The organism is Planosporangium spinosum, from assembly GCF_049999945.1.
Classification (GTDB): domain Bacteria; phylum Actinomycetota; class Actinomycetes; order Mycobacteriales; family Micromonosporaceae; genus Planosporangium; species Planosporangium spinosum.
On sequence record NZ_JBLYUB010000005.1, the window covers coordinates 241,924 to 264,534 of the forward strand.

The window sequence follows — 22,611 nt, forward strand, 5'->3', positions numbered from 1 at the left end:
TCGAGTTGGTGCGCACCGCAACGACTGCGAGGAGCTGCCCAGTGATCCCCGGCCGTCCGCCCCGTGTGCTAGTCGACGCCACGAGCGTCCCGGCCGACCGTGGTGGGGTGGGGCGCTACGTCGACGGCCTGCTCGGCGCGTTGGGCACCATGGACGTCGATCTGACCGTGGTCTGTCAGCGCACCGACGCCGAGCGGTACGGCAGGCTGCTGCCGTCCGCCAGGGTGATCGCCGCGCCCGCCGCGGTGGCCCACCGCCCTGCCCGTCTGGCGTGGGAGCAGACCGGTCTGCCGCTGCTCGCTCAGCAGGTGGGTGCCCAGGTGCTGCACTCCCCGTTCTACACCTGCCCACTGCGTGCTAATTGTCCGGTTACCGTGACTGTGCACGACGCGACGTTCTTCACCGAGCCGGAGCACTACGACAAGTCCCGGCGGACCTTCTTCCGGTCGGCGATCAAGACGTCGCTGCGCCGCGCCGCGCGGGTCATCGTGCCGAGCAAGGCCACCCGTGACGAGCTGATCCGGCTGCTCGACGCCGATCCGACCCGCATCGACGTGGCCTACCACGGCGTGGACCACCAGGCGTTCCACGTGCCCAGCGAGGACGAGAAGGCGCGGGTACGGGCCCGGCTCGGCCTCGGCGGCACCGGGTACGTCGCGTTCCTGGGCGCCAAGGAGCCGCGCAAGAACGTGCCCAACCTGATCCGCGGCTGGGCCGCCGCCGTACGGGACCGCGAGGATCCGCCGGTCCTCGTCATCGCCGGCGGGCAGGGCCACGACGACGAGATCGACCAGGCGGTCAGCGGGGTCCCGCCGCACCTGCGGCTGCTGCGCCCCGGCTACCTGCGCTACGCCGACCTGCCCGGCTTCCTCGGCGGTGCGCTGGTGGCCGCCTACCCGTCCTACGGGGAGGGTTTCGGCCTGCCGATCCTGGAGGCGATGGCGTGCGGCGCACCGGTGCTCACCACGCCCCGGCTGTCGCTGCCGGAGGTGGGTGGCGAGGCGGTGGCCTACACCGGGCCCAACCCCGACGAGATCGCCCGCGACCTGGGCGCGCTGCTCGACGACGAGTCGCGGCGCACCACCCTGGCCAGGGCGGGGGTCACCCGGGCGAAGGAGTTCACCTGGGAGTCCAGCGCCGAGGTGCACCTCGCGGCCTGGGCGCGGGCCGCCGCGGGTGGCGGGACGGTCACCGTTACTGATCGGACAACCCGTCACCTGCCCTAACGACGCACCAGGGTACCCCGTGCGTTCCGTTCGAGTGGTCAGGTCGGCATGATGGGCGACGTGTTCTACGCAGTCATCCCCGCTGGCGGCAGCGGCACCCGGTTGTGGCCCCTGTCGCGGGCTGGTCATCCCAAGTTTCTCCACGCCCTGACCGGCACGTCGGCCAGCCTGTTACAGGCCACCGTCGACCGGCTCGGCGCGCTCGCGGAGCCGGCCTCGACCTACGTGGTGACCGGCGTGGCACACGCCGCCGCGGTCGCCCGCCAGCTACCCGAGCTTCCCGACGCCAACATTCTCGTCGAGCCGTCGCCGCGGGACTCGTGCGCCGCGATCGGCCTGGCGGCGGCGGTCATCGCGCGGCGCGACCCGACGGCGGTGATGGGCTCGTTCGCCGCCGACCACCTGGTCCGGGACGGCGAGTCCTTCACCGCGGCGGTCCGGGCGGCCATCGACGGCGCCCGTCAGGGCCTGCTGATGACGGTCGGGATCACCCCGACCCACCCCGAGACCGGCTACGGCTACCTGCGCTGCGGCGAGGTCATCGGGGACGGCCCGGTCAGCCGGGTGGCCGAGTTCGCCGAGAAGCCGCCGTACGACGTGGCCGTCTCGTACGTGGAGTCCGGCCGGTACTTCTGGAACGCCAGCATGTTCATCTGGCGGGTGGACATCTTCCTCGCCGAACTGGCCCGCCAGCAGCCCCTGCTGCACGCCGGGCTGATGCGGATCGCCCAGGCGTGGGACAGCGTCGAGCGCGAGCAGGTCCTGGGTGAGGTCTGGTCCACCCTGCCGAAGATCTCCGTCGACTACGCGGTGATGGAGGGTGCGGCCGCCGCCGGCCTGGTCGGTACCGTGCCCGGTGATTTCGGCTGGAACGACGTCGGCGACTTCCACACCCTCGGCGACGTACTGGAGCGCGACGAGCGCGGCAACGTGGTGATCGAGGCGGACGACGGCGCGGCCGGCAAGCCGGACGTGCTGCTGCACGACACCGACCGGACCGTGGTCGTGCCGCGCTCCGGCCGGCTGGTGACGGCCGTGGGGGTACAGGACCTGATCATCGTCGACACCGTCGACGCGCTGCTGGTCTGCCCGCGGGACCGCGCGCAGGACGTCAAGAAGCTCGTCGACAGCCTCAAGGAGCGCGGGAACACCCACGTCTGACGCCGGAACACCGCGATCGTGGACAGGTGGGCCACCTACCGGTCGCCCACCTGTCCACGGTCGCGGAGGGTCAGCGGGGCAGCCCCACGGCCAGCAGGCCCAGCGGCTCGTGACCGGCCGGCAGTGTCGCCAGGTGGGTGACCGCGGCCGGGTCCACCGCCACCCAGGCGGTCGCCAGCCCGGTGGCCGCGAGGGCCGCGCGTAGCCGGTGGACCGCCGCGCCGGCCTCGGCGGCCGCCCACCGGTCGGTGCCGGCCGCCACGTGCGGGATCACCACCTCGGCCGTACCGGCGGGGACCAGGTCGCGCAGCTTGTCCCGGACCCCGGTGTCGGTGACGTGGGTGAACGCCGCGCCGGTACGGGCGAGCGCGGCCGCGACGAGCTCCGGGTCCACCGGCAGATGGGCGAAGCCGGTCGCGTCGGCGAGCGTGGCCGCGTCGGCCCGGCCCAGCGCCCGGGCCTCGGCCGTACCGAGGGAGAACATGTCCTGTTCGGCGTCGCGGACCAGGGCCCGGGCGCCGGGGCCGTCGTCATCGGTCACGCCGGGGTACCCGCGGACCACGGCCACGGGTACCCCGTCGTACTTGCCCTTGACCAGCTCGCCGGCCGCGGCCAGCTCGTCGACGTCGGCCATCTGGGTGACCTGGAGCTCGTTGCCGTACGGGTCGACCTCGCCCCGGTAGTCGCGCACCGGGGCGACGCCCGCCGCGCCGATCGCCACGTCGGTGAGGCCGAGCCGCCAGGGACGTCCCATCGTGTCGGTGACGATGACGCCCACCCGGCGGTGGTGGCGCTCCCGCAGCGCGGCGCGGAGCGCGCGGGCCGACGCGTCGGGGTCGACCGGGAGCAGGACCAGCCGGCCGCGCTCGACGTTCGACGCGTCGATACCGGCGGCCGCCATGACGAGGCCGTGGTGGGTCTGCACGATGCGGGTCGGGCCGCGGCGGGCCACCACCCGGGCGGTCTCCGCGGCGAGAACCGCGTCCCGGGCGGCCTCGCGTTCGGGGCCGTCGGCCGGCACGTCGACCAGCCGCCCCTCCGCCTTGCTCACGATCTTGCTGGTGACGATCAGGACGTCGCCGTCGGAGATCCAGCCGGCGGCGGACATGATGAGCGTGGCCAGGTCGGTACCCGGGGTGACCTCGCCGATCCCGGTGACCGGCTGGATCTCCAGCACGGGCCCGGTGACCGGCCGGGCGTCACGCACCGGCCACCTCCAGCGCGGCCCGCACGATGCCGGCCGTGGCCTGCTCGTCGCGCATCCAGAGGTCGTGGCTGGCGACGGTCACGCCGGGGATCGTGACGCCGGCGTCGGTGGTGTCGACCAGCCAGCCGTCCAGCAGTCCGCCGTCGCCGCGCGCGCCGTAGAGGCCGCCGACACCGGCGGCGCTGCACTCGGTACCCACGGCGGCCAGGCACTTGTCGGCCATGCCGCGTACCGGCGCGCCGCCGATGATGGGGGAGACCCCGACCACCGGCGCGGTCAGCGCCTCCCGGATCCCGCCGACGGCGAGGATCGGGGCGATGCTCACGACCGGGTTGCTCGGTGCGATCAGGACCACGTCGGCGCTGGCCAGCGCGTCGAGGACACCGGCGGCCGGTTTGCTGGTCTCGGCGCCGACGAAGACGAAGCGGCTGGCCGGCAGCGCGGCCCGGTAACGCACCCACCACTCCTGGAAGTGGATGGCGCGCTGCTTGCCGTCCTCGGTAACCACGACGTGGGTCTCGACCCGGTCGTCGCTGGCGGGCAGCAGGTGTACCCCCGGCTGCCAGCGGGCGCACAGCGCTTCGGTGACCGCCGACAGCGGGTACCCGGCCTCCAGCATCCGGGTCCGTACCAGGTGCGTGGCGATGTCCCGGTCGCCCAGGCCGAACCAGGTCGGCTCGGCACGATAGGCGGCCAGTTCCTCCTTGACCGTCCAGGTCTCGTCCCGCCGGCCCCAGCCGCGCTCGGGGTCGGCCCCTCCGCCCAGGGTGTACATGACGCTGTCGAGGTCGGGACAGATGCGCAGGCCATGCAGGGTCACGTCGTCGCCGACGTTGACGATCGCGGTCGTTTGCGCCCCGGTCTCTCGCGCGAGTGCGCGGACCCCGGCGAGGAACTTCGCCCCGCCGATCCCACCGGCCAGTACGACGATCTGCATGCCTGCCATCCTCGCGTACCGGTGCGCGGCCGGCCTTCCCGGCCCCGCAGGGGGGATGAGCCCGGCCGGCCCGCGCCGGTACCGACACCAGATCACGCGGCGGCGGGGCGATAGAGCGGGTGCGGGCGGGTACTAGGCTGCGTCGGCGTCTTCCGGTTCATCGCTCGCGCAGGACCCGCTCACACCGTCAACCGCCGATCCGACACCCCTGGGGGCAGCCGTGACCAGCGAGCCCAGTGACACCCCGACGTCCACGCCGGCCGGGCCGGTGGAGCGCGACGCCCGCCAGTTCACCGAGCCGCTGCGGCAGCCGGCCGCATTCGCGCTGCTCACCGTGAACGGGCTGATCCTGCTGTTCGCCGTCGGCGACCTGTTCGTCATCTTCGAGGACTGGGCGAGCAGCCTGCTGGAACGCGCCGGTGGCTCCTTCACCGACTTCGTCGGGCTGGTGTCGATCGGCTTCCCGCTGCTGGCCGTGCTGCTCGCCACGCACGTCCGGCCCCGGCTGCCGCAGGCGCGGCTGATCACCGTCCTGGCGCTGGTGGAGTACGGCGTGTCCGCGGTGTTCGGCGCCCTGTGCCTGCTGGTGGACTTCCTGTACGGGGTGACCGGCAGCCACACCACCATCGGGATGAGCGCGGCCCGGCGGGCGTTGGAGGACCTGCTGATCCGCGCCGGCGAGTACACGCTGCTGGCCATCGCCGGGCTCGCCGTGTTCCATCTGTTCCAGGGGTTGTATCCGCCGGTACGGCCGGAGCCGGCCGCCCCGGCCTTCGGTGGCGGCTACGGCTACCCGGCGGGGTTCGGCCAGCCGTCCACGCCCGGCCAGCCCGGTGACCCGTCCAGCTTCCACCCGTACGGGCACCAGGCGCACGGCGGTCAGCAGCATCCGTGGGTGGCGCAGCCGGGGTACCCACCGCCGGTCGCGCCGCCGCAGCAGGAATCCGGGCCGCAGCGGGAGTCCGCGCCGCCGCGGGCGCCCGCCGAACCGGCTCCGGAGGCCGGCGAGGACGCGCAGCCCACGCAGGCCGTCCGGCCACCGCGGCCCCCGGACGGTCCGACCGAGGAGTGGCGGCCGTGAACTCCGGTGTACCGCGCCGGGTGCGCGGCGAACCGAAGGGCCTACTGTTGCTCACGTGAGTAACGGTGCTCAGCAACCGGTACCGGACAGTGCGCTACGGCGCGCGCTTCGCCGCGCATCCGACGGGCGGCCGCTCGACGCCGACGAGGCGACGATCCTGCTCTCCGCCCGGGGCGGGGCGCTGGAGCGGCTGCTGGAGATCGCCGCCGGGGTACGCGACGCGGGCCTCGTCGACGTCGGCCGGCCGGGCGTCGTCACGTACTCGAAGAAGGTTTTCATCCCGCTCACCCGACTGTGCCGGGACCGCTGCCACTACTGCACGTTCGTGACCGTGCCGCACCGGGTCCCGGCGCCGTACCTCGAACGCGACGAGGTCCTCGCGATCGCCCGGCAGGGTGCCGAACTGGGGTGCAAGGAGGCCCTGTTCACGCTCGGCGACCGCCCGGAGACCCGGTGGCCGCAGGCGAGGGCCTGGCTGGAGGAGCGCGGCTACGAGTCCACACTGGACTACGTGCGCGCCAGCGCGATCGCGGTACTGGAGGAGACGGGCCTGCTGCCGCATCTCAACCCCGGCGTCCTGTCCTGGGCGGAGCTGCAACGACTCAAGCCGGTCGCGCCGAGCATGGGCATGATGCTCGAAACGACCGCGACGAGGCTGTGGAGCGAGCCGGGCGGGCCGCACTACGGCAGCCCGGACAAGGAGCCGGCGGTCCGGCTGCGGGTACTCGAGGACGCCGGGCGGGTCGGGGTGCCGTTCACCACCGGCATCCTCATCGGGATCGGGGAGACGCCCGCGGAGCGGGTCGACGCGCTGTTCGCGATCCGGCGGGTGGGCCGCGAGTACGGGCACCTCCAGGAAGTCATCGTGCAGAACTTCCGCGCCAAGCCGGACACCGCGATGCGCGGTATGCCCGACGCCGAACTGCACGACCTCGCCGCCACGGTCGCGGTCGCCCGGCTGGTGCTCGGCCCGAAGGCCCGCCTCCAGGCGCCGCCCAACCTGATCGCCGGCGAGTACGGGTTGCTGCTGCGCGCCGGGATCGACGACTGGGGCGGGGTGTCCCCGCTGACCCCCGACCACGTCAACCCCGAGCGCCCCTGGCCGCAGATCGACGAGCTGGCCCGCCGTAGTGCGGATGCCGGCTTCACGCTGCGCGAGCGCCTCACCGTCTACCCCGGGTACGTCCTGCGTGCCGAGACCTGGATCGATCCGCGGGTGGCCGGCCACGTGGCGGCCCTCGCCGATCCGGAGACCGGGTTGGCGGTCGAGGCGGCCCGGCCGACCGGTCGGCCGTGGCAGGAGCCGGACGGCGGGTTCGGCGATGGCTCCGGTACCGGCCGTACCGATCTGCACGCGACGATCGACACGGCCGGCCGCAGCGCGGACCGGCGCGGTGACTTCGACACCGTGTACGGCGACTGGTCCGAGGTGGCCGCCCACGTGCCGGCCGGGGAGAGGGCGCCGATCCGGCTGGACGGCGACGTCAGGACCGCGCTGGCGATCGCCGGGTCGGACCCGGCGGCGCTGCTCGACCCCGCGCGGGAGCGGGAGGCCCTGGCGCTGTTCACCGCCGACGGCGCCGCCCTCGACGAGCTGGCCCGCATCGCCGACGACCTGCGCCGCGACGCGGTCGGCGACGACGTCACGTACGTGGTCAACCGCAACATCAACTTCACCAACGTCTGCTATGTCGGCTGCCGGTTCTGTGCCTTCGCGCAGCGCGAACGGGACGCCGACGCGTACCGGCTGTCGGTCGACCAGGTGGCGGACCGCGCCGAGGAGGCGTGGCGGGCCGGTGCGACCGAGGTCTGCATGCAGGGCGGCATCGACCCGAAGCTGCCGGTGTCGGTCTACCCCGAGCTGGTTAAAAAGATCAAGCAACGGGTACCGGCGATGCATGTCCATGCCTACAGCCCGATGGAGATCGTTACCGCGGCCGCCAAGGCCGGAGTATCGGTACGCGAATGGCTGACCGAGCTGCGCGACGCGGGGCTGGACACGATCCCCGGCACGGCCGCCGAGATCCTCGACGACGAGGTGCGGTGGGTGCTGACCAAGGGCAAGCTGCCGGCGGCGACCTGGGTGGAGGTGGTCGCCACCGCGCACGAGCTGGGCATCCGGTCGAGTTCGACCATGATGTACGGGCACGTGGACAATCCGCGACACTGGTTGGGGCATCTGCGTACCCTCGCCGCCCTGCAGGACCGTACCGGGGGCTTCACCGAGTTCGTGGGGCTGCCGTTCGTGCACAACAACGCGCCGATCTACCTGGCGGGCATCGCCCGTCCGGGGCCGACCTGGCGCGACAACCGGGCGGTGCACGCCATGGCTCGGGTGCTGCTGCACGGCCGGATCCCCAACATCCAGTGTTCCTGGGTCAAGCTCGGCGACTCCGGCACGGTCGCGTTGCTGCGTGGTGGCGCCAACGACCTGGGCGGCACGCTGATGGAGGAGACCATCTCGCGGATGGCCGGCAGTGAGCACGGTTCTGCCCGTACGGTGGAGCAGTTGCACCGGATCGCGGCGGCTGCCGGGCGGCGGGCGCGGGAGCGGACCACGACCTACGCACTCACGCACCGATAGTCGGCAATCATCCGATTGTCCGATTATGTCGGGTCGAATCGTCGCCGGCTACCCCACGATCAGCGGAATTGGAACGCGCCACGCCGTAAGGCACGCCGAAATTGTCAAATCGGGCGTTACCTACTGCGGCGTTCGGTCGATAACCGTACGTCGCCACGGGAATCGGGCGGGTTCGCAAAGGGGCGAACCGGTCGAGGATGGGCGTCGCCAGGGGGTCGCAGGGCCGGGTCCATTTATCAGGTTCGGCTTGACGGCGCGAGCATTACACGCGTGTAATTTCACTGGGGATGTTCAATCGGGGCGCTGGGGAGCGCCGCGTTTCGGGCAAATCGGAACGCGCTTTCGGTTAACGGGATGCGCCTTCCGGGCGTGGGGGGTTGCGTCGGCTTCGTGTCCGGCGCGTAAGAAGGAGGCACGCTGATGGACGGCCGAGGTGTGGTGGCCGACCTGCTGGGTAACGCACCGGAGTGGCAGGAGCGCGCTCTGTGCTCGCAGACCGACCCGGAGGCGTTTTTTCCCGAGAAGGGGGGGTCGACCCGCGAGGCGAAGCGCATCTGCTCGCGGTGCGACGTGAAGGCTGACTGCCTTGAGTACGCCCTCGGACACGACGAACGCTTCGGCATCTGGGGTGGGCTGTCGGAGCGCGAGCGTCGCAAGCTCAAGCGTCGGGCGGCCTAGCAGGCGGAAACGGTAGCTCGCGCGAGGGCGGGTACGGAGTCGGTCGACTCGGTACCCGCCCTCGCCGTATCCGTCGACGTCTTCGTCGCCGTGCCGGCGCCTGCGCGCGGGAAATGCGGTCGTCGGCGGGCGAAGTCGCCTCAGCCTTTCAGTCCAGGTCTTCCGGTGCCACCCCGAGCAGGTTGGCGACCTGCTCGATGACGACGTCGTGCACGAGATCGGCCAGGTCCTCACGGTCGGCCGCGCGGAACTCCAACGGCCGCCGGTACAGCACGATGCGGGGTGGCACCCCGTGCCGGCCGGGCCGGCCGGGCAGCAGTCGGGCCAGCGGCACCTCGCCGTCCTCGAGCACGTCGGAATCGTAGACGTTCAGGTCGGGCGGGACGTCCTCGACCGCGAACTCCACTCCGGCCAGCTCCTTCGAGAACCGCTGCTCGAGCTCCTCCACCGAGTCGAGGACAAGATCGTCGAAGATCTCCGCGCGGGTCCGGGACAGCGGCGCGGAGGCGGGTACGAGCCGACCCCGTAGCCCCCGGCCGTGACGGTCGCGGCCGCGTCGGCCGGGGCCACCGTGCCCCGGGACTGAGCCACTGGTGCCCGGGGCTGTGGCCCGGTCGGGGCGCTGGCGGCGGTCGGGACTGGTCACGCCGTCAGACTAGCGCCGAGTCCGGACCACGCCGCGCGGCGCGCCATTCTGTGTGTCCCATTCGTGATCGTCATCTCGACGATGATCGGACTCGGCGTGTCGCGAGGCCACCACGCCGCGCCACGAGTCGCGGAGAGATACCGTTCCGCCGTGAGGTCACCACGACGCTGCTCCCGCAATGGCTGCCCCCGGCCGCCCGTCGCGACGCTGACCTATGTCTACGCCGACTCGACCGCGGTGGTCGGTCCGCTGGCCGCGTTCGCCGAGCCCCACTCGTACGATCTGTGCGAGCAGCACGCGCGTAGCCTGACCACACCGCGCGGCTGGGACCTGGTGCGTCACGACGGAGAGTTCCAACCCCCACCGCCGACCAGCGACGATCTCGTCGCGCTCGCCGAGGCCGTCCGGGAGGCGGCCAGACCACCGGCTCAGCGTGACGATACCGACGATGACTTCGGTCAGCATCTCGGGCGGCGCGGTCATCTCCGCGTCATCCCGCCGGGCGCGTAGCCGCTCGGACGCGATCATGGCGCCGAGGGGCACGTACCCGGAGGTCAGGCCCTTGGCCGAGGTGATGATGTCGGGCCGGTAGCCGTACCGGCCGGCGCCGAAGTACTCACCGGGCCGGCCGAATGCGCAGATCATTTCGTCGGAGACGAGCAGCAGGTCGTACCGGTCGCAGATCTCGCGGACCCGCTGAAGTACCCGGGCGGGGGCGGGAAGCAGCGTACGCGGACAGGCGGGTGACGTGCATCCAGAGGTGGTCGCGGGCGGCGGCGTACCTGCTCGCGCCGTCGGTCACCGGGTCCCCCACGCGTAGCTTTGCTTGGCGAGTTTGAGGTAGACGAACGTCTCCGTCGCGGTGACGCCGGGGGCCGTTCGGATCGTGTCGTTGAGCAGGCGCAGGAGGTGGTCGTCGTCGGCGCAGACCAGCTCGACGAGGAGGTCGTAGCCGCCGGCGCAGATCACGACGTAGTCGACCTCGGGGATCGCGGCGAGGGCGTCGGCGGTGGCCCGCAGGTCGCCGGCGACCTTGATGCCGATCATCACCTGGCGCGAGAAGCCCAGCAGGAGGGGATCGGTCACCGCGACGATCTGCATGACGCCGGCATCGAGCAGCCGCTGGACCCGTTGTCGGACCGCCGCCTCGGACAGTCCGACGATCTTCGCCAGCGCGGCGTACGACGTGCGGCCGTCGCGCTGGAGCTGCTCGATGATGAGCTTGTTCACGTCGTCTAGGATCGGCTCCGCCACGCCGATGATTTTCACGCGAGATGCGACATTAATCAACTGAATCCGTTGGCTAACGGCTTCATATGTCAGTAATCCGCATTAACGGGGCGCCGCACGCGCGGCGCCCCCGGTGTTGTCAATCGAGCGCGATGAGTTCGCCGCGCTCGCCGACGGCGACACCGTCGCGCATTGTGGTGCCGTGGAAGTACTCCGGGCGCGCCGCGTTCCACGCGATCATCAGCACCACCCCGAGCAGGATCGAGCCGATGCCGAGCACGAAGACGCCGCCGACGCCGAACGGGTGCGTCTCGCTCGAGGCCGGCGCGAAGCTGTCGATCGCGGTCTTCACGAACGCGGCCAACAGGATCACGCCGCCGAGCAGCGGCATGATCACCTTCAGCCACAGGTCCTTTGCGGTGCGGCCCGGCTCGTTGCGGAAGTGCCACGCCGAGGCGAAGCCGGTCAGGCCGTAGTAGAACGCGATCAGCAGGCCGATCGAGAGGATCAGGTCGTTGAGCGAGCCCGGGCTGACCAGCGTCAGGCCGGCGTAGAACACGACCGACGCGAAGCCCATCGCCCAGGTGGACACGGTGGGGGTCTGGTAGCGCGGGTGCACGTCACCGAAGACTTTCGGCGCGGCCCTGTACGCGGCCATGGACAGCGTCGTCCGCGCGGTCGGCAGGATCGTGGTCTGCGTCGACGCGGCGGCCGACGACAGCACCGCGAGGAAGAGGAACTTGGCGCCCCAGCCGCCCAGGACCGCCTCGCCGATCCCGGAGAGCGGGTCGTCGATGGTGGCCGGGTTGGTCATGCCGATGCCGTCAGCGCCGACGCCGGCGTAGGCCTGCGCGGCGACGGTGACGACCACGTACGTCGCCAGCAGGACCACCGTGGACAGCACCGCGGCCCGGCCCGGGGTGACATGCATGTTCTCGGTCTCCTCGTTGACCGCGACCGCCGAGTCCCAGCCCCAGTAGATGAAGACCGCGAGCAGGAACGCCGCCGACAGCGCCTTGACGTCCATGCCGCCGCCGAACGGGTTGAACCAGTCCAGCGACGGGTGGATGGCGAGGCCGCCCGCCGTGCCCGCGTACACCTTCGCCAGGGCGACCGCCGAGAACACCGCGAGGACGACCAGCTCCAGGCCGAGCAGGACGACCTGGGTGCGCGCCGACAGTTCCACGCCCCGCCAGGAGATCCAGGTCATGCCCAGGATCCACGCGCAGCCCAGCGCGGTGACCGCCGTCGTGCTGCCGGCCAGGCCCGTGAGGCCCAGCAGGGAGAAGGTGTACTGCCCGGCGATCTGGGCGAGGTTGGCCATCACGATGATGTCCGCGATCACGATCACCCAGCCGGTGACCCACCCCAGCCGCCGGCTGAACACGCGGGCCACCCAGGTGAAACTGGTGCCGCAGTCCGGGTCGACGTTGTTGAGTGCCTGGTACGCGTACGAGATGAACAGCATCGGGACGAATGCCAGCAGCATGATGATCGGCCCCCGGGTGCCGACCTCGTCGGCGACCAGCCCCATGGTGGCGGCGAGGCTGTAGCCGGGGGCGGTCGACGCCACACCGAACACGACGCTCGACAGTAGGCCGATGGCGCCGAGTTTGAGGCCCTTGTGAGCGATCGGCCGGGTCGGGGTCTCCGGGGGAGCGGTAACGGTCAATGTTGCCATCCTCGGGGGTGAGGCGATCAATGTAGCTGCGGTTGTCGCGGGTTTGACGATCGTGTGTGGCGGCGAGTCAGCCCTGAAGGGCGCGCCCGGGCCGGCCCTTCTCGTGGCCGTCCGCGTCGACCTCTCGACCGCGGCGGCCGTGGCCGTGCTGTGCCGCGAGCATGAGATCACACGCGTCCTCAACGCCGCCGACCCCCGGTTCGTGATGCCGGTCTTCGACCGCGCGTTCGCCGCCGGTGCGGGGCCGGCTCGCGCTCGTCGGGAAGCCCGACCGTCGCCGTCGATGGAGATGTCCGGACGCGATAAGCTGAGCCGCTCCCAGTAGCGATCTTGGGGTTGTGGTGCCGCTGCACCGCCGCCGCGGAGGCGGGTGGCAGGCACCACAACTCCAGGTCGTCACCACCACCCGGTTGAGCCGACCGGCGTTGGTTCAGCGGCCCGTACCGCGACTGTTTCCGCGTGGTCGGCTTCAGGTGTGTTCCTCGATGTCCGGTCGGCCGGCCGGATACGTCCCCCGTACGCCGGCGGCGGGCCCGTGACACCACGTGACCGGCCATCGGGGGAAGACGGCCGACGGAGGGCCGAGGCCGGTGAGGAAGGTGACCACGAGGGCGGCGTCGGTCACCGGGTCCAGCGCGATCTCCGGCAGCGTGCCGCTGACGTCCCACGCCCAGCGCTGCGTGCTGGCCTTGGCGCCGCTGCCCGAGGTGGCCGACAGCCGCAGACCGTTCGCGTCGTAGCCGAACTCGGCGCGCCGGCCGAGCGGATCGGTCCGCCGGGTCAACCGGCCCGCCGGAGCGGCGCCGGGGATTCACGACCGACACGGTCGGTCCGGCGGTACCGGTTCCGTGGCCCGGCAGGTGCCCTGCTCGCCGGCTGGTCTCGTCGGCAGGGCGCCGCGCGCGATCGGTAGGCTCCTAGTACCAACGACGACCATCTCGCGAGGAGCTCGCATCCGTGTCCGACCTGAGTCGCATCGTGAAGGCGTACGACGTCCGCGGGATCGTTCCCGACCAGCTCGACGAGGCGGTGGCCGAGGCGCTGGGCGCGGCCTTCGTGCAGACGCTGCGCGCGGGTGGTGACGACACCTCACGTGTGGTGGTCGCCCACGACATGCGGGAATCGTCGCCGGGGCTCGCGGCGGCGTTCGTCCGGGGCGCCGGCCGGGCCGGTGCCGACGTGGTCGAGGCCGGGCTTGGCTCGACCGACCTGCTCTACTACGCCTCGGGCGCGCTCGACCTTCCCGGTGCGATGTTCACCGCCAGCCACAACCCGGCGCAGTACAACGGCATCAAGATGTGCCGGGCCGGCGCCCGCCCGATCGGGCAGGAGACCGGACTGGCGGAGATCCGCGACCGGGCACAGCGCATCCTCGACGGTTCGCTCGACGCGGGTACCGGTGACGGCCGCGCCGAGCGGCAGGACCTGCTCGCGCCGTACGCGGCGCACCTGCGTACCCTCGTCGACCTGTCCACGATCCGGCCGCTGAAGGTGGTCGTGGACGCCGGCAACGGCATGGGCGGGTACACGGTGCCGGCGGTGCTCGGTGACGCCGTGCTCGATCCGCTGCCGCTGCAGATCGTGCCGCTGTACTTCGAGCTGGACGGGTCGTTTCCCAACCACGAGGCCAACCCGCTGGAGCCGGCCAACCTGGTCGACCTGCAGAAGGCCGTCCGTGAGCACGGCGCCGACCTGGGGATCGCGTTCGACGGTGACGCAGACCGCTGCTTCTTCGTCGACGAGCGTGGCGAGGCCGTCTCGCCGTCGGCCGTGACCGCCATGGTCGCCGTCCGCGAACTGGCCAAGCACCCGGGCAGCACGATCATCCACAACCTGATCACCAGCCGGGCGGTGCCCGAGATCGTGATCGAGCACGGCGGCGACCCGGTGCGCACCCGGGTCGGGCACTCCTTCATCAAGGCCGAGATGGCCCGCACCAACGCGGTCTTCGGCGGCGAGCACTCCGCGCACTACTACTTCCGCGACTTCTGGTACGCCGACACCGGCATGCTGGCCGCGATGCACGTCCTCGCGGCCCTCGGTGAGCAGAGCGAGCCGCTGTCGGCCCTGGTCAGCACGTACGTCCGGTACGCCGACTCGGGAGAGATCAATTCCACGGTCACCGACCAGCAGGCCCGGACCGCCGAGGTCCGCGCCGCGCTCTCCGACGTCGACGGGGCGCGCGTGGACACCCTCGACGGGCTGACCGTCGACCTCCCGGACGGGAGCTGGATCAACCTCCGCCCCTCCAACACCGAGCCGCTGCTGCGGCTCAACGTGGAGGCCCCGATGCCGGAACGGATGGCCGAGCTACGTGACCAGGTCCTCGCCATCGTGCGGGGTCACCGCGGAAACCAATAAGGAGAACGACCGTGTCCCTCGACCCGGCGCTGCTGGACATCCTGCGCTGTCCTGACTCCCACCATGCGCCTCTCGACCACGACGCCGACGCGCAGACGCTGACCTGCACCGAGTGCCGGCGCGTCTACGAGATCCGCGACGGCATCCCGGTGCTGCTGCTCGACGAGGCCCGCCCGGCCACCGACGGAGAGCCAGGGGCCTCGTCATGACCCGCCCGTTCGACGGCGAGGCCGGCGTGCGCGGGCACCGGCACCTCGACCTCGACCTGCTCGACGACGCCGAGGCGCTCGCGGCCGCCGACCCCGGCGGGATGCTGCGCGCCACCGCGTCGGCCGGTGCCCAGGTACGCGAGTCGGCGGCCCTCGCCGCCGAGGCCAACCTCGGTTCGATCGCCGCCGAGGGGCGGCCCCGCGCCCTGGTCGTGGCGGGCGTGGGTACCGCCGCGCGCACCGGCGAGATCCTCGCTACCGTCGCCGGTGCCCGCTGCCCGGTGCCGGTGCTCGCCCACCGCAGCGCCGGCGTTCCAGGCTGGGTGGGCGTCGGTGACGTGGTCATCGCGGTGTCGGCGTCGGGGCGCTCGCCCGAGGCGCTCGCCGCGGCCGAGGCGGCCGCCCGGCGCGGTGCCCGGCTGGTCGCGATCGGCGCCCCCGACTCCGAGCTGCAGGCGATGGCCGAGCGGGCCCGGGCGCCGTTCATCCCGGTGCCCCGGCGTGCCCCGGCCCGCGCCAGCCTGTGGGCGCTGACCGTGCCGGTGCTGCTCGCCGCCCGTGCCCTCGGGTTGGTCAAGGTCAACGAGGCGGACTTGGCGGAGACGGCGACCCGGCTGGACATGGACGCCGACCGGTGCCGGCCCGCCCTGGAGTCGTTCGTCAACCCCGGTAAGTCGCTGGCGCTCGACCTCGCCAACTCCGTACCGGTCATCTGGGGGTCGTCGTCGCTGGCGACGCTCGCGGCCCGGCGGTTCGCCGACACGCTCAGCTCGAACGCGCGCTACCCGGCCGTGGCCGGCGCGCTCGGCGAGGCCGGCCGGGGCCGGGTCGGCCTGCTCGACGGGGTGTACGGCGGTCTGGCCGAGGCCGACCGGGACATCTTCGCCGACCCGGCCGAGGACGGCGACGGGGGACCGACCCGGCTGCGGCTGGTGCTGCTGCGCGACGGCGGGCTCTCCGACGAGGCCGACGACCAGGGCGAGCCGCTCGCGGTCGAGGAACGGCGCGCGGACGCGGTGCAGGCGTTGGCAGAGCGGCGGGGGGTACGGGTGAGCGTGGTGACCGCGGAGGGTGCCTCGCCGCTGGAGCGGCTGGCCTCGCTCGTGGCCGTCCCCGATTTCGCCTCGATGTACCTGGGAATGGCGCATGGTCTCGACCCGATGGCCGTGCCGGCCGTCTCGGAGCTGAAGGAGTTGTCCCAACCGTGAGCGAGCGTAGCGAGATGTCGGCATGAGCGCCGAGGGCGGTAACAAGGCGGTCGTGGCGGCGCTGGCGGCCAACCTCGGCATCGCGGTGACCAAGTTCATCGCGTTCGCGCTGACCCGGTCGTCGTCGATGCTCGCCGAGGGAATCCACTCGGTCGTCGACTCCGGCAACCAGGTGCTGCTGCTGATCGGCGGCAAGCGGGCCGCCCGCAAGGCGACGCCCGAGCACCCGTTCGGGTTCGGGCGGGAGCGCTACATCTACGCGTTCCTCGTGTCGATCATGCTGTTCTCCGCGGGTGGCCTGTTCGCGCTGTACGAGGCGTACCACAAGATCTCCCACCCGGAGCCGATCGACAAGTGGCAGTGGGTGCCGATCGCGGTACTGGTCGCCGCCATCGCGATGGAATCGATGTCGTTCCGGACCGCGATCCACGAGACCAACCAGATCCGCGGCGACGCGAGCTGGGTGGAGTTCATCCGCCGGTCCCGCGCCCCGGAGCTGCCGGTCATCCTGCTGGAGGACGCGGCCGCCCTGGTCGGCCTGATCTTCGCCCTGTTCGGCGTCGGCATGACGCTGCTGACCGGCAACGGCGTGTGGGACGGCGTCGGTACCGCCGCGATCGGCGTGCTGCTGGTGGCGGTCGCGTTCGTGCTGGCCGCCGAGATGAAGAGCCTCCTGGTCGGGGAGTCGGCCACGGCGGACACGGTCGCCGCGATCGAGCGGGCGATTTCCGACGGCGAGGAGACCGAGCGGATCATCCACCTGCGTACGGTGCACGTGGGCCCGGACGACCTGCTGGTGGCGGCGAAGATCGCGGTCCGGCACGACGACACCGCCGAGGCGGTGGCCCGGGGGATCGACGCGATCGAGCGGCGGATCCGCGCGGCGGTGCCGATCGCCAAGGTGATCTACATCGAGCCGGACATCTACCGGAGGTCGGCCGCCGGGCAGGAAGCCGGTTCCGCGCTGACGGAGGGCTGACCGGTGGAGTTGCTGAACAACCCGATCCGCGGGTACCCGTGGGGCTCGCGTACCGCGATCGCGGCGTTGCAGGGCCGCCCCGTGCCGGCCGACGGTCCCGAGGCGGAGCTGTGGATGGGTGCGCACCCGGACAGCCCGTCCACGGTCGGCGGGCAGCCGTTGACGGCGCGGATCGCCGAGGACCCGGCCGGGGTCCTCGGCGCCGGCACGGTGACCCGCTTCGGCGCCCGACTGCCGTTCCTGCTGAAGATCCTGGCGGCCGCGGAACCGCTGTCGCTGCAGGCGCACCCGACGCAGGCGCAGGCGGCCGCCGGATTCGCGGCGGAGGAGGCGGCCGGCGTCCCGCGCGGTGCGTCCGACCGCAACTACAAGGACGCCAACCACAAGCCCGAGCTGCTGGTCGCCGTCGAGCCGTTCGACGCGCTGTGCGGGTTCCGCGACCCGTCGGCCAGCGCCACGCTGCTGGCCGGCCTGGACGTACCCGGGCTGGCGCCCACGGTCGCGGCGCTGCGCGGCGGGGACCCGGAGGTGGCGCTGCGGGAGGCGGTCACCGGCCTGCTGAAGCTGGCGGACGCCGACCGCGCGGCGCTGGTCGCGGACGTCGTCGCGGTGACGCGCGGGCGGGCGGGCCACGAGCTGGCGGTCGAGCTGGCCGACCGCTACCCCGGCGACATCGGTGTGGTGGTCGCGCTCCTGCTCAACCACGTCCGGCTGCGCCCCGGCGAGGCGGTGTGGATGCCCGCGGGCAACCTGCACGCGTACCTGCGCGGCACCGGCGTCGAGATCATGGCCGCCAGCGACAACGTGCTGCGGGGCGGTCTCACGCCCAAGCACGTGGACGTGCCCGAGCTGCTGCGGGTGCTGCGCTTCGAGGTGCTCGCCGACCCGGTCGTGACGCCCCGCGAGGTGGCACCGGGGCTGGTGACCTGGCCGGTACCGGTCGACGACTTCGCGCTGTACCGGGCGGTGCCCGACGGCGGCGAGCTGACGCTGCCCGGCACCGGTCCCCGTGTCGTCTTCTGTCTGCGTGGCGAGGTGCGCGTCGCCGACGGCGCGGGGGAGCTGGTCCTCACCGGCGGTCGGGCGGCGTTCGGGGCGGCCGGTCACCCCACCACGGTGGCCGGCACGGGCGAGATCTACCAGGCGACGATTGGCTGATGAAGGCTGTCACCTGGGCTTTTTGCACCCGACTTGCAACCCGGGGGCAGCCCCTTTCGGCTTGACCATTCGGTCGCGCTCGGTACCGTATCAACCACGCAGTGTCATCGCGATGATGGTCTGAGTCACGTGGGGAACCGGACCGGGGGGATGGGCGGGGCGGTGGAATAGATCCACCGCCCCGCCCGCTGTCTGTGAGGCGTAGGCTGGATCGCTGCCGCCCGCCGACGTACTGGCAGATCCTACGTACTGGCAGATCTGGAGAATTCATGACGAGTGCAACTCAGCCGCGGGCAGACGTGGCCGCATCCGGCCGCCCGCAGTCCGTCGCCGAGGGCGACTTCAAGGTGGCAGACCTGTCGCTTGCTGCGTTCGGTCGCAAGGAGATCCAGCTCGCCGAGCACGAGATGCCCGGTCTGATGGCCCTCCGCAAGGAGTACGCCGCGGCGCAGCCGCTGCGTGGCGCGCGGATCACGGGCTCGCTGCACATGACCATCCAGACCGCCGTCCTGATCGAGACGCTGGTCGCGCTGGGCGCGCAGGTCCGCTGGGCGTCGTGCAACATCTTCTCCACCCAGGACCACGCCGCCGCGGCGATCGTGGTCGGCCCGGACGGCACGCCCGACAATCCGCAGGGCGTGCCGGTGTACGCCTGGAAGGGCGAGACGCTGCCGGAGTACTGGTGGTGCACCGAGAAGGCATTGACCTGGCCCGACCCCGACGCTGAGCCGGGCTCCGCCCGGACGGTCGGGCCGAACATGATCCTCGACGACGGTGGCGACGCGACCCTGCTGGTGCACAAGGGCGCCGAGTTCGAGGGCGCCGGCGCGGTGCCGGCGGTGAGCGAGCACGACAGCGAGGAGTACGCGGTCATCCTCGACACCCTGCGCCGCTCACTCGAGCAGGACGGCCAGCGCTGGACCCGGATCGCCGCCGGCATCAAGGGCGTGACCGAGGAGACCACCACCGGCGTGCACCGGCTGTACGAGATGGCCAACGCCGGCACGCTGCTGTTCCCGGCGATCAATGTCAACGACTCGGTCACCAAGAGCAAGTTCGACAACAAGTACGGCTGCCGGCACTCGCTCATCGACGGCATCAACCGGGCGACCGACGTGCTCATCGGCGGCAAGGTCGCGGTGGTGTGCGGCTACGGCGACGTCGGCAAGGGCTGCGCGGAGTCGCTGCGCGGGCAGGGTGCGCGGGTGATCGTCACCGAGATCGACCCGATCTGCGCGCTGCAGGCGGCGATGGACGGCTACCAGGTCACCACGCTCGAGGACGTCGTCGGCATCGCCGACATCTTCGTGACGACCACCGGCAACAAGGACATCATCAGGGCCGAGCACATGGTCCAGATGAAGCACCAGGCGATCGTGGGCAACATCGGTCACTTCGACAACGAGATCGACATGGCCGGGCTGGCCAAGGTCCCGGGTGTGCGGAAGGTCAACATCAAGCCGCAGGTCGACGAGTGGGTCTTCGAAGACGGCCACGCCATCATCGTGCTCAGTGAGGGTCGGCTGCTCAACCTGGGCAACGCCACCGGCCACCCCAGCTTCGTGATGAGCAACTCCTTCACCAACCAGGTGATCGCCCAGATCGAGCTGTTCGCCAAGACCGACCAGTACCCGATCGGGGTCTACACCCTGCCCAAGCACCTCGACGAGAAGGTCGCCCGGCTGCACCTGGACGCTCTCGGCGTCAAGCTCACCACGCTGACCAAGGAGCAGGCCGACTACATCGGCGTCCCGGTCGAGGGCCCGTTCAAGGCCGACCACTACCGCTACTGAGCTGCGCCTCGCGCGCGGCGAGCGCCATCCGGAACTGCCGGCCGCGGTCCACCGCGGCCGGCAGTTTCCATATCCGCGGCCGGGCGGTTTCGTGTTCGCGGCGGCGCCCGGACGTGCCCGCGCCGGCGTGGCCCGGTTCCCGTGGTCGTGCCGCGCGTCTCTTCGTCTTGACTTCCGGCCGCTCCTGGGCAGTAAGGTGTCCCTAACCTAACCATAGTTAGCCTTGCCTTACTGTTTGCCCGCCGCCGCGCCATCGTCGAGTATCAGGAGCCCGCCGTGTCGAACGCCATCTTCGGCAACTTCCTCATCGGGCTGCGCGAAGGGCTCGAAGCGACGCTCGTCGTGACGATCCTGGTCGCCTTCCTCGTCAAGTCCGGGCGCAGGGAACGCCTGCCTCAGGTGTGGGCGGGGGTCACCGCGGCCGTCGCGCTGTCGGTCGGGTTCGGCGCCCTGCTGACCTTCGTCGCGCAGGACCTGCTGCCCACGGACAAGCGGGAGCTGTTCGACGCGGTCACGTCGGTCGTCGCGGTCGGCTTCGTGACCTGGATGATCTTCTGGATGCGCCGCACCTCCCGGAAGCTCTCCGGTGAGCTGCGCGCGAAGCTCACCGACGCCATCAACGTCGGCGGGTTCGCCGTGGTGGGCATGGCCTTCCTCGCCGTCGTACGCGAGGGGCTCGAGACGGCCATGCTGTTCTACGCCGCCGCGCAGGGCGCCACCACCTCGGCCGGGCCGCTGGTCGGCATCGCCCTCGGGGTGGCCGCGTCGGTCGCCCTGGGCTGGGGGCTGTACGCCAGCGCCATCCGGATCAACCTCGCCACCTTCTTCAAGTGGACGGGGCTGCTCCTGGTGCTCGTCGCGGCCGGCATCTTCAAGTACGCCGTGCACGACTTCCACGAGGCCGGCGTGCTGCCCGGCGGCGACAACCACGCCTTCGACGTCTCCGGTGTCGTCGACCCCGCCGCGTGGTACTCGGCCCTGATCGGCGGCATGTTCAACCTGACGCCCACGATGAGCGTGTTCGAGGTCGTCGCCTGGCTCGGCTACGCGGTGCCCGTGCTGGTGCTGTTCCTGCGCCCGGCCCGTACCCCGGCCCAGGCCGCCGCGGCCTCCGGTACCGCCACGGACTCCGGTGCCGGTGGTGGGGCCGCGGCCGGCGCGCCCGCGCCCCGGTCGACCACGGAGTCCGACGCCGGCGCGCCCGCGTCCGCGGGTACCGGCGCCTGAGCGCCACCCGCTCCGGGCCATCGAGCCTTTGCGCGTCCTCTCGCGCCCCGACCCACCCCGACTCCCAGGAGAGCAGCCCCTCATGCGCACCCATCACCTGCCCGCCTGCGCCGCCCTCGGCGCGCTCGCGCTGACCGGTCTCGCCGCGTGCGGGGACAAGACGGCGAAGGCGGACAAGATCACCGTCACGGCCACCGACACCGAGTGCCGGGTGGCCAAGGTCGACCTGCCCGCCGGCACCCACACGTTCTCGGTGACGAACAAGGGCAGCAAGATCACCGAGTTCTACGTGTACGCCGGCGACGGCAGCATCAAGGGCGAGGTCGAGAACATCGGGCCGGGCGCCACCCGCGACGTCCACGTCGAGTTGACCGCCGGCGAGTACGAGGGCGCGTGCAAGCCCGGCATGAAGGGCGACGGCATCCGGGCCAAGCTGACCGTCAGCGGGCAGGCGAAGGCCCTCGCGTCCGACCCCAAGCTCGCCGCGGCCGTGGCGACGTACCGGGCGTACGTGGCGGGCGAGGCCGACGGTCTGCTGGCGAAGACCACCGAGTTCGCGGCCGCGGTCAAGGCCGGCGACGTCGCGAAGGCCAAGGAGCTGTACCCGGTCGCGCGTACCCACTGGGAGCGCATCGAGCCGGTGGCCGAGTCGTTCGGTGACCTGGACCCGGCGATCGACGCCCGGGAGAACGACGTCGAGGCCGGCCAGGAGTGGACCGGCTTCCACAAGATCGAGAAGGACCTGTGGGTCGGTGGCGACGTCAGCAAGGACGGCGCCGTCGCCGACAAGCTGGTCGCCGACGTCACGGAGATCGTGACCAGGGCCAAGTCGGTGGAGCTGTCCCCGGTCCAGCTCGCGTCCGGCTCCAAGGAACTGCTGGACGAGGTCGCCACCGGAAAGATCACGGGCGAGGAGGACCGGTACTCGCACACCGACCTGTGGGACTTCGCCGCCAACGTCGAGGGCGCCAAGGCCGCGACCGACGCGCTGCGCGAGGCGCTGACCGCGCGCGACCCGAAGCTGGCCGACGAGCTGACCGGCAAGTTCGCCGCGGTCGACGCCGCGTTGGGCAAGCACAAGGCCGGTACCGGCTGGAAGTCCTACACCGAGCTGTCGCAGGCCGACATCAAGGAGTTGTCGGACGTCATCAACGGCCTGGCCGAGCCGATCAGCAAGGTCGCGGCCGTGATCGCCAAGTAGTCGTGGATCCTGGACAGCTGTGCCACCCGTAGCTCGCCCAGGTG

20 protein-coding genes and 1 pseudogene are annotated in these 22,611 nt (G+C 71.7%); 14 read left to right on the plus strand and 7 right to left on the minus strand.

The window, feature by feature from the left end; all coding sequences use genetic code 11:
- Positions 1–41 precede the first annotated feature (41 nt).
- Positions 42–1,226, plus strand: coding sequence for a glycosyltransferase family 4 protein (locus tag ACNTMW_RS09615; protein WP_426633071.1), 1,185 nt, complete (start codon positions 42–44; stop codon positions 1,224–1,226).
- Positions 1,227–1,286: 60 nt separating this feature from the next.
- A complete protein-coding gene (locus ACNTMW_RS09620; protein WP_426633072.1) occupies positions 1,287–2,387 on the plus strand; it encodes a mannose-1-phosphate guanylyltransferase in 1,101 nt (366 codons plus the stop codon).
- A gap of 70 nt (positions 2,388–2,457) precedes the next feature.
- Here ACNTMW_RS09620 and ACNTMW_RS09625 read toward each other — a convergent pair whose 3' ends face one another.
- Positions 2,458–3,594, minus strand: coding sequence for a coenzyme F420-0:L-glutamate ligase (locus tag ACNTMW_RS09625; protein ID WP_426633073.1), 1,137 nt, complete (start codon positions 3,592–3,594; stop codon positions 2,458–2,460).
- Complete coding sequence (gene cofD / locus ACNTMW_RS09630) at positions 3,587–4,531, minus strand: 2-phospho-L-lactate transferase (protein ID WP_426633074.1); 945 nt, start codon at positions 4,529–4,531, stop codon at positions 3,587–3,589. Before cofD ends, ACNTMW_RS09625 begins: the two co-directional genes overlap by 8 nt.
- 220 nt (positions 4,532–4,751) lie before the next feature.
- Here cofD and ACNTMW_RS09635 point away from each other — a divergent pair, with 220 nt between their 5' ends.
- The 3 genes from ACNTMW_RS09635 to ACNTMW_RS09645 all read left to right on the plus strand — a co-directional run bounded on the left by ACNTMW_RS09635 (position 4,752) and on the right by ACNTMW_RS09645 (position 8,874).
- Positions 4,752–5,612 (plus strand): hypothetical protein, encoded by an 861-nt coding sequence (locus ACNTMW_RS09635; RefSeq protein WP_426633075.1) that lies wholly within the window; start codon positions 4,752–4,754, stop codon positions 5,610–5,612.
- A gap of 55 nt (positions 5,613–5,667) precedes the next feature.
- A complete protein-coding gene (locus ACNTMW_RS09640) occupies positions 5,668–8,196 on the plus strand; it encodes a bifunctional FO biosynthesis protein CofGH (RefSeq protein WP_426633076.1) in 2,529 nt (842 codons plus the stop codon).
- A gap of 420 nt (positions 8,197–8,616) precedes the next feature.
- Positions 8,617–8,874, plus strand: coding sequence for a WhiB family transcriptional regulator (locus ACNTMW_RS09645; protein WP_426633077.1), 258 nt, complete (start codon positions 8,617–8,619; stop codon positions 8,872–8,874).
- A gap of 148 nt (positions 8,875–9,022) precedes the next feature.
- On the opposite strand, the gene ACNTMW_RS09650 is transcribed toward ACNTMW_RS09645, so the two are convergent.
- On the minus strand, positions 9,023–9,370 hold the full coding sequence (locus ACNTMW_RS09650) for a metallopeptidase family protein (protein ID WP_426633166.1): 348 nt from the start codon (positions 9,368–9,370) through the stop codon (positions 9,023–9,025).
- Between the two features lie 300 nt (positions 9,371–9,670).
- Here ACNTMW_RS09650 and ACNTMW_RS09655 point away from each other — a divergent pair, with 300 nt between their 5' ends.
- On the plus strand, positions 9,671–10,030 hold the full coding sequence (locus tag ACNTMW_RS09655; RefSeq protein ID WP_426633078.1) for a DUF3499 domain-containing protein: 360 nt from the start codon (positions 9,671–9,673) through the stop codon (positions 10,028–10,030).
- On the opposite strand, the pseudogene ACNTMW_RS09660 reads toward ACNTMW_RS09655, so the two are convergent.
- The 4 genes and pseudogenes from ACNTMW_RS09660 to ACNTMW_RS09675 form a co-directional block, all read right to left on the minus strand.
- Positions 10,028–10,245 (minus strand): annotated as a pseudogene (locus tag ACNTMW_RS09660) (aminotransferase class III-fold pyridoxal phosphate-dependent enzyme); the annotation flags it as partial. The gene ACNTMW_RS09655 and the pseudogene ACNTMW_RS09660 sit on opposite strands and share 3 nt — an antisense overlap.
- 73 nt (positions 10,246–10,318) lie before the next feature.
- On the minus strand, positions 10,319–10,780 hold the full coding sequence (locus ACNTMW_RS09665) for an Lrp/AsnC family transcriptional regulator (protein ID WP_426633167.1): 462 nt from the start codon (positions 10,778–10,780) through the stop codon (positions 10,319–10,321).
- Positions 10,781–10,889: 109 nt separating this feature from the next.
- Entirely contained in the window at positions 10,890–12,422 is a 1,533-nt protein-coding gene (locus ACNTMW_RS09670) for an APC family permease (protein WP_426633079.1), read from the minus strand.
- A gap of 478 nt (positions 12,423–12,900) precedes the next feature.
- The gene (locus ACNTMW_RS09675) at positions 12,901–13,215 is read right to left on the minus strand and encodes an RHS repeat domain-containing protein (protein WP_426633080.1); all 315 of its coding nucleotides are present in this window, start codon (positions 13,213–13,215) and stop codon (positions 12,901–12,903) included.
- A gap of 173 nt (positions 13,216–13,388) precedes the next feature.
- Between ACNTMW_RS09675 and ACNTMW_RS09680 the strand changes: the two genes are divergently transcribed.
- From ACNTMW_RS09680 to efeO, 8 genes are all read left to right on the plus strand, one after another.
- Entirely contained in the window at positions 13,389–14,792 is a 1,404-nt protein-coding gene (locus tag ACNTMW_RS09680) for a phosphomannomutase/phosphoglucomutase (protein ID WP_426633081.1), read from the plus strand.
- 11 nt (positions 14,793–14,803) lie between these two features.
- A complete protein-coding gene (locus ACNTMW_RS09685; RefSeq protein ID WP_426633082.1) occupies positions 14,804–15,001 on the plus strand; it encodes a Trm112 family protein in 198 nt (65 codons plus the stop codon).
- The gene (locus ACNTMW_RS09690) at positions 14,998–16,209 is read left to right on the plus strand and encodes an SIS domain-containing protein (RefSeq protein ID WP_426633083.1); all 1,212 of its coding nucleotides are present in this window, start codon (positions 14,998–15,000) and stop codon (positions 16,207–16,209) included. The genes ACNTMW_RS09685 and ACNTMW_RS09690 overlap by 4 nt, the downstream gene beginning before the upstream one ends.
- A gap of 22 nt (positions 16,210–16,231) precedes the next feature.
- On the plus strand, positions 16,232–17,188 hold the full coding sequence (locus ACNTMW_RS09695) for a cation diffusion facilitator family transporter (RefSeq protein WP_426633084.1): 957 nt from the start codon (positions 16,232–16,234) through the stop codon (positions 17,186–17,188).
- A 3-nt stretch (positions 17,189–17,191) separates the two neighbouring features.
- Positions 17,192–18,346, plus strand: coding sequence for a mannose-6-phosphate isomerase, class I (gene manA / locus ACNTMW_RS09700; RefSeq protein WP_426633085.1), 1,155 nt, complete (start codon positions 17,192–17,194; stop codon positions 18,344–18,346).
- Positions 18,347–18,615: 269 nt separating this feature from the next.
- Positions 18,616–20,139, plus strand: coding sequence for an adenosylhomocysteinase (gene ahcY, locus ACNTMW_RS09705; RefSeq protein WP_426633086.1), 1,524 nt, complete (start codon positions 18,616–18,618; stop codon positions 20,137–20,139).
- Positions 20,140–20,415: 276 nt separating this feature from the next.
- A complete protein-coding gene (gene efeU / locus ACNTMW_RS09710; RefSeq protein WP_426633087.1) occupies positions 20,416–21,366 on the plus strand; it encodes an iron uptake transporter permease EfeU in 951 nt (316 codons plus the stop codon).
- An 82-nt stretch (positions 21,367–21,448) separates the two neighbouring features.
- Positions 21,449–22,567 (plus strand): iron uptake system protein EfeO, encoded by a 1,119-nt coding sequence (efeO, locus tag ACNTMW_RS09715; protein WP_426633088.1) that lies wholly within the window; start codon positions 21,449–21,451, stop codon positions 22,565–22,567.
- Positions 22,568–22,611 lie beyond the last annotated feature (44 nt).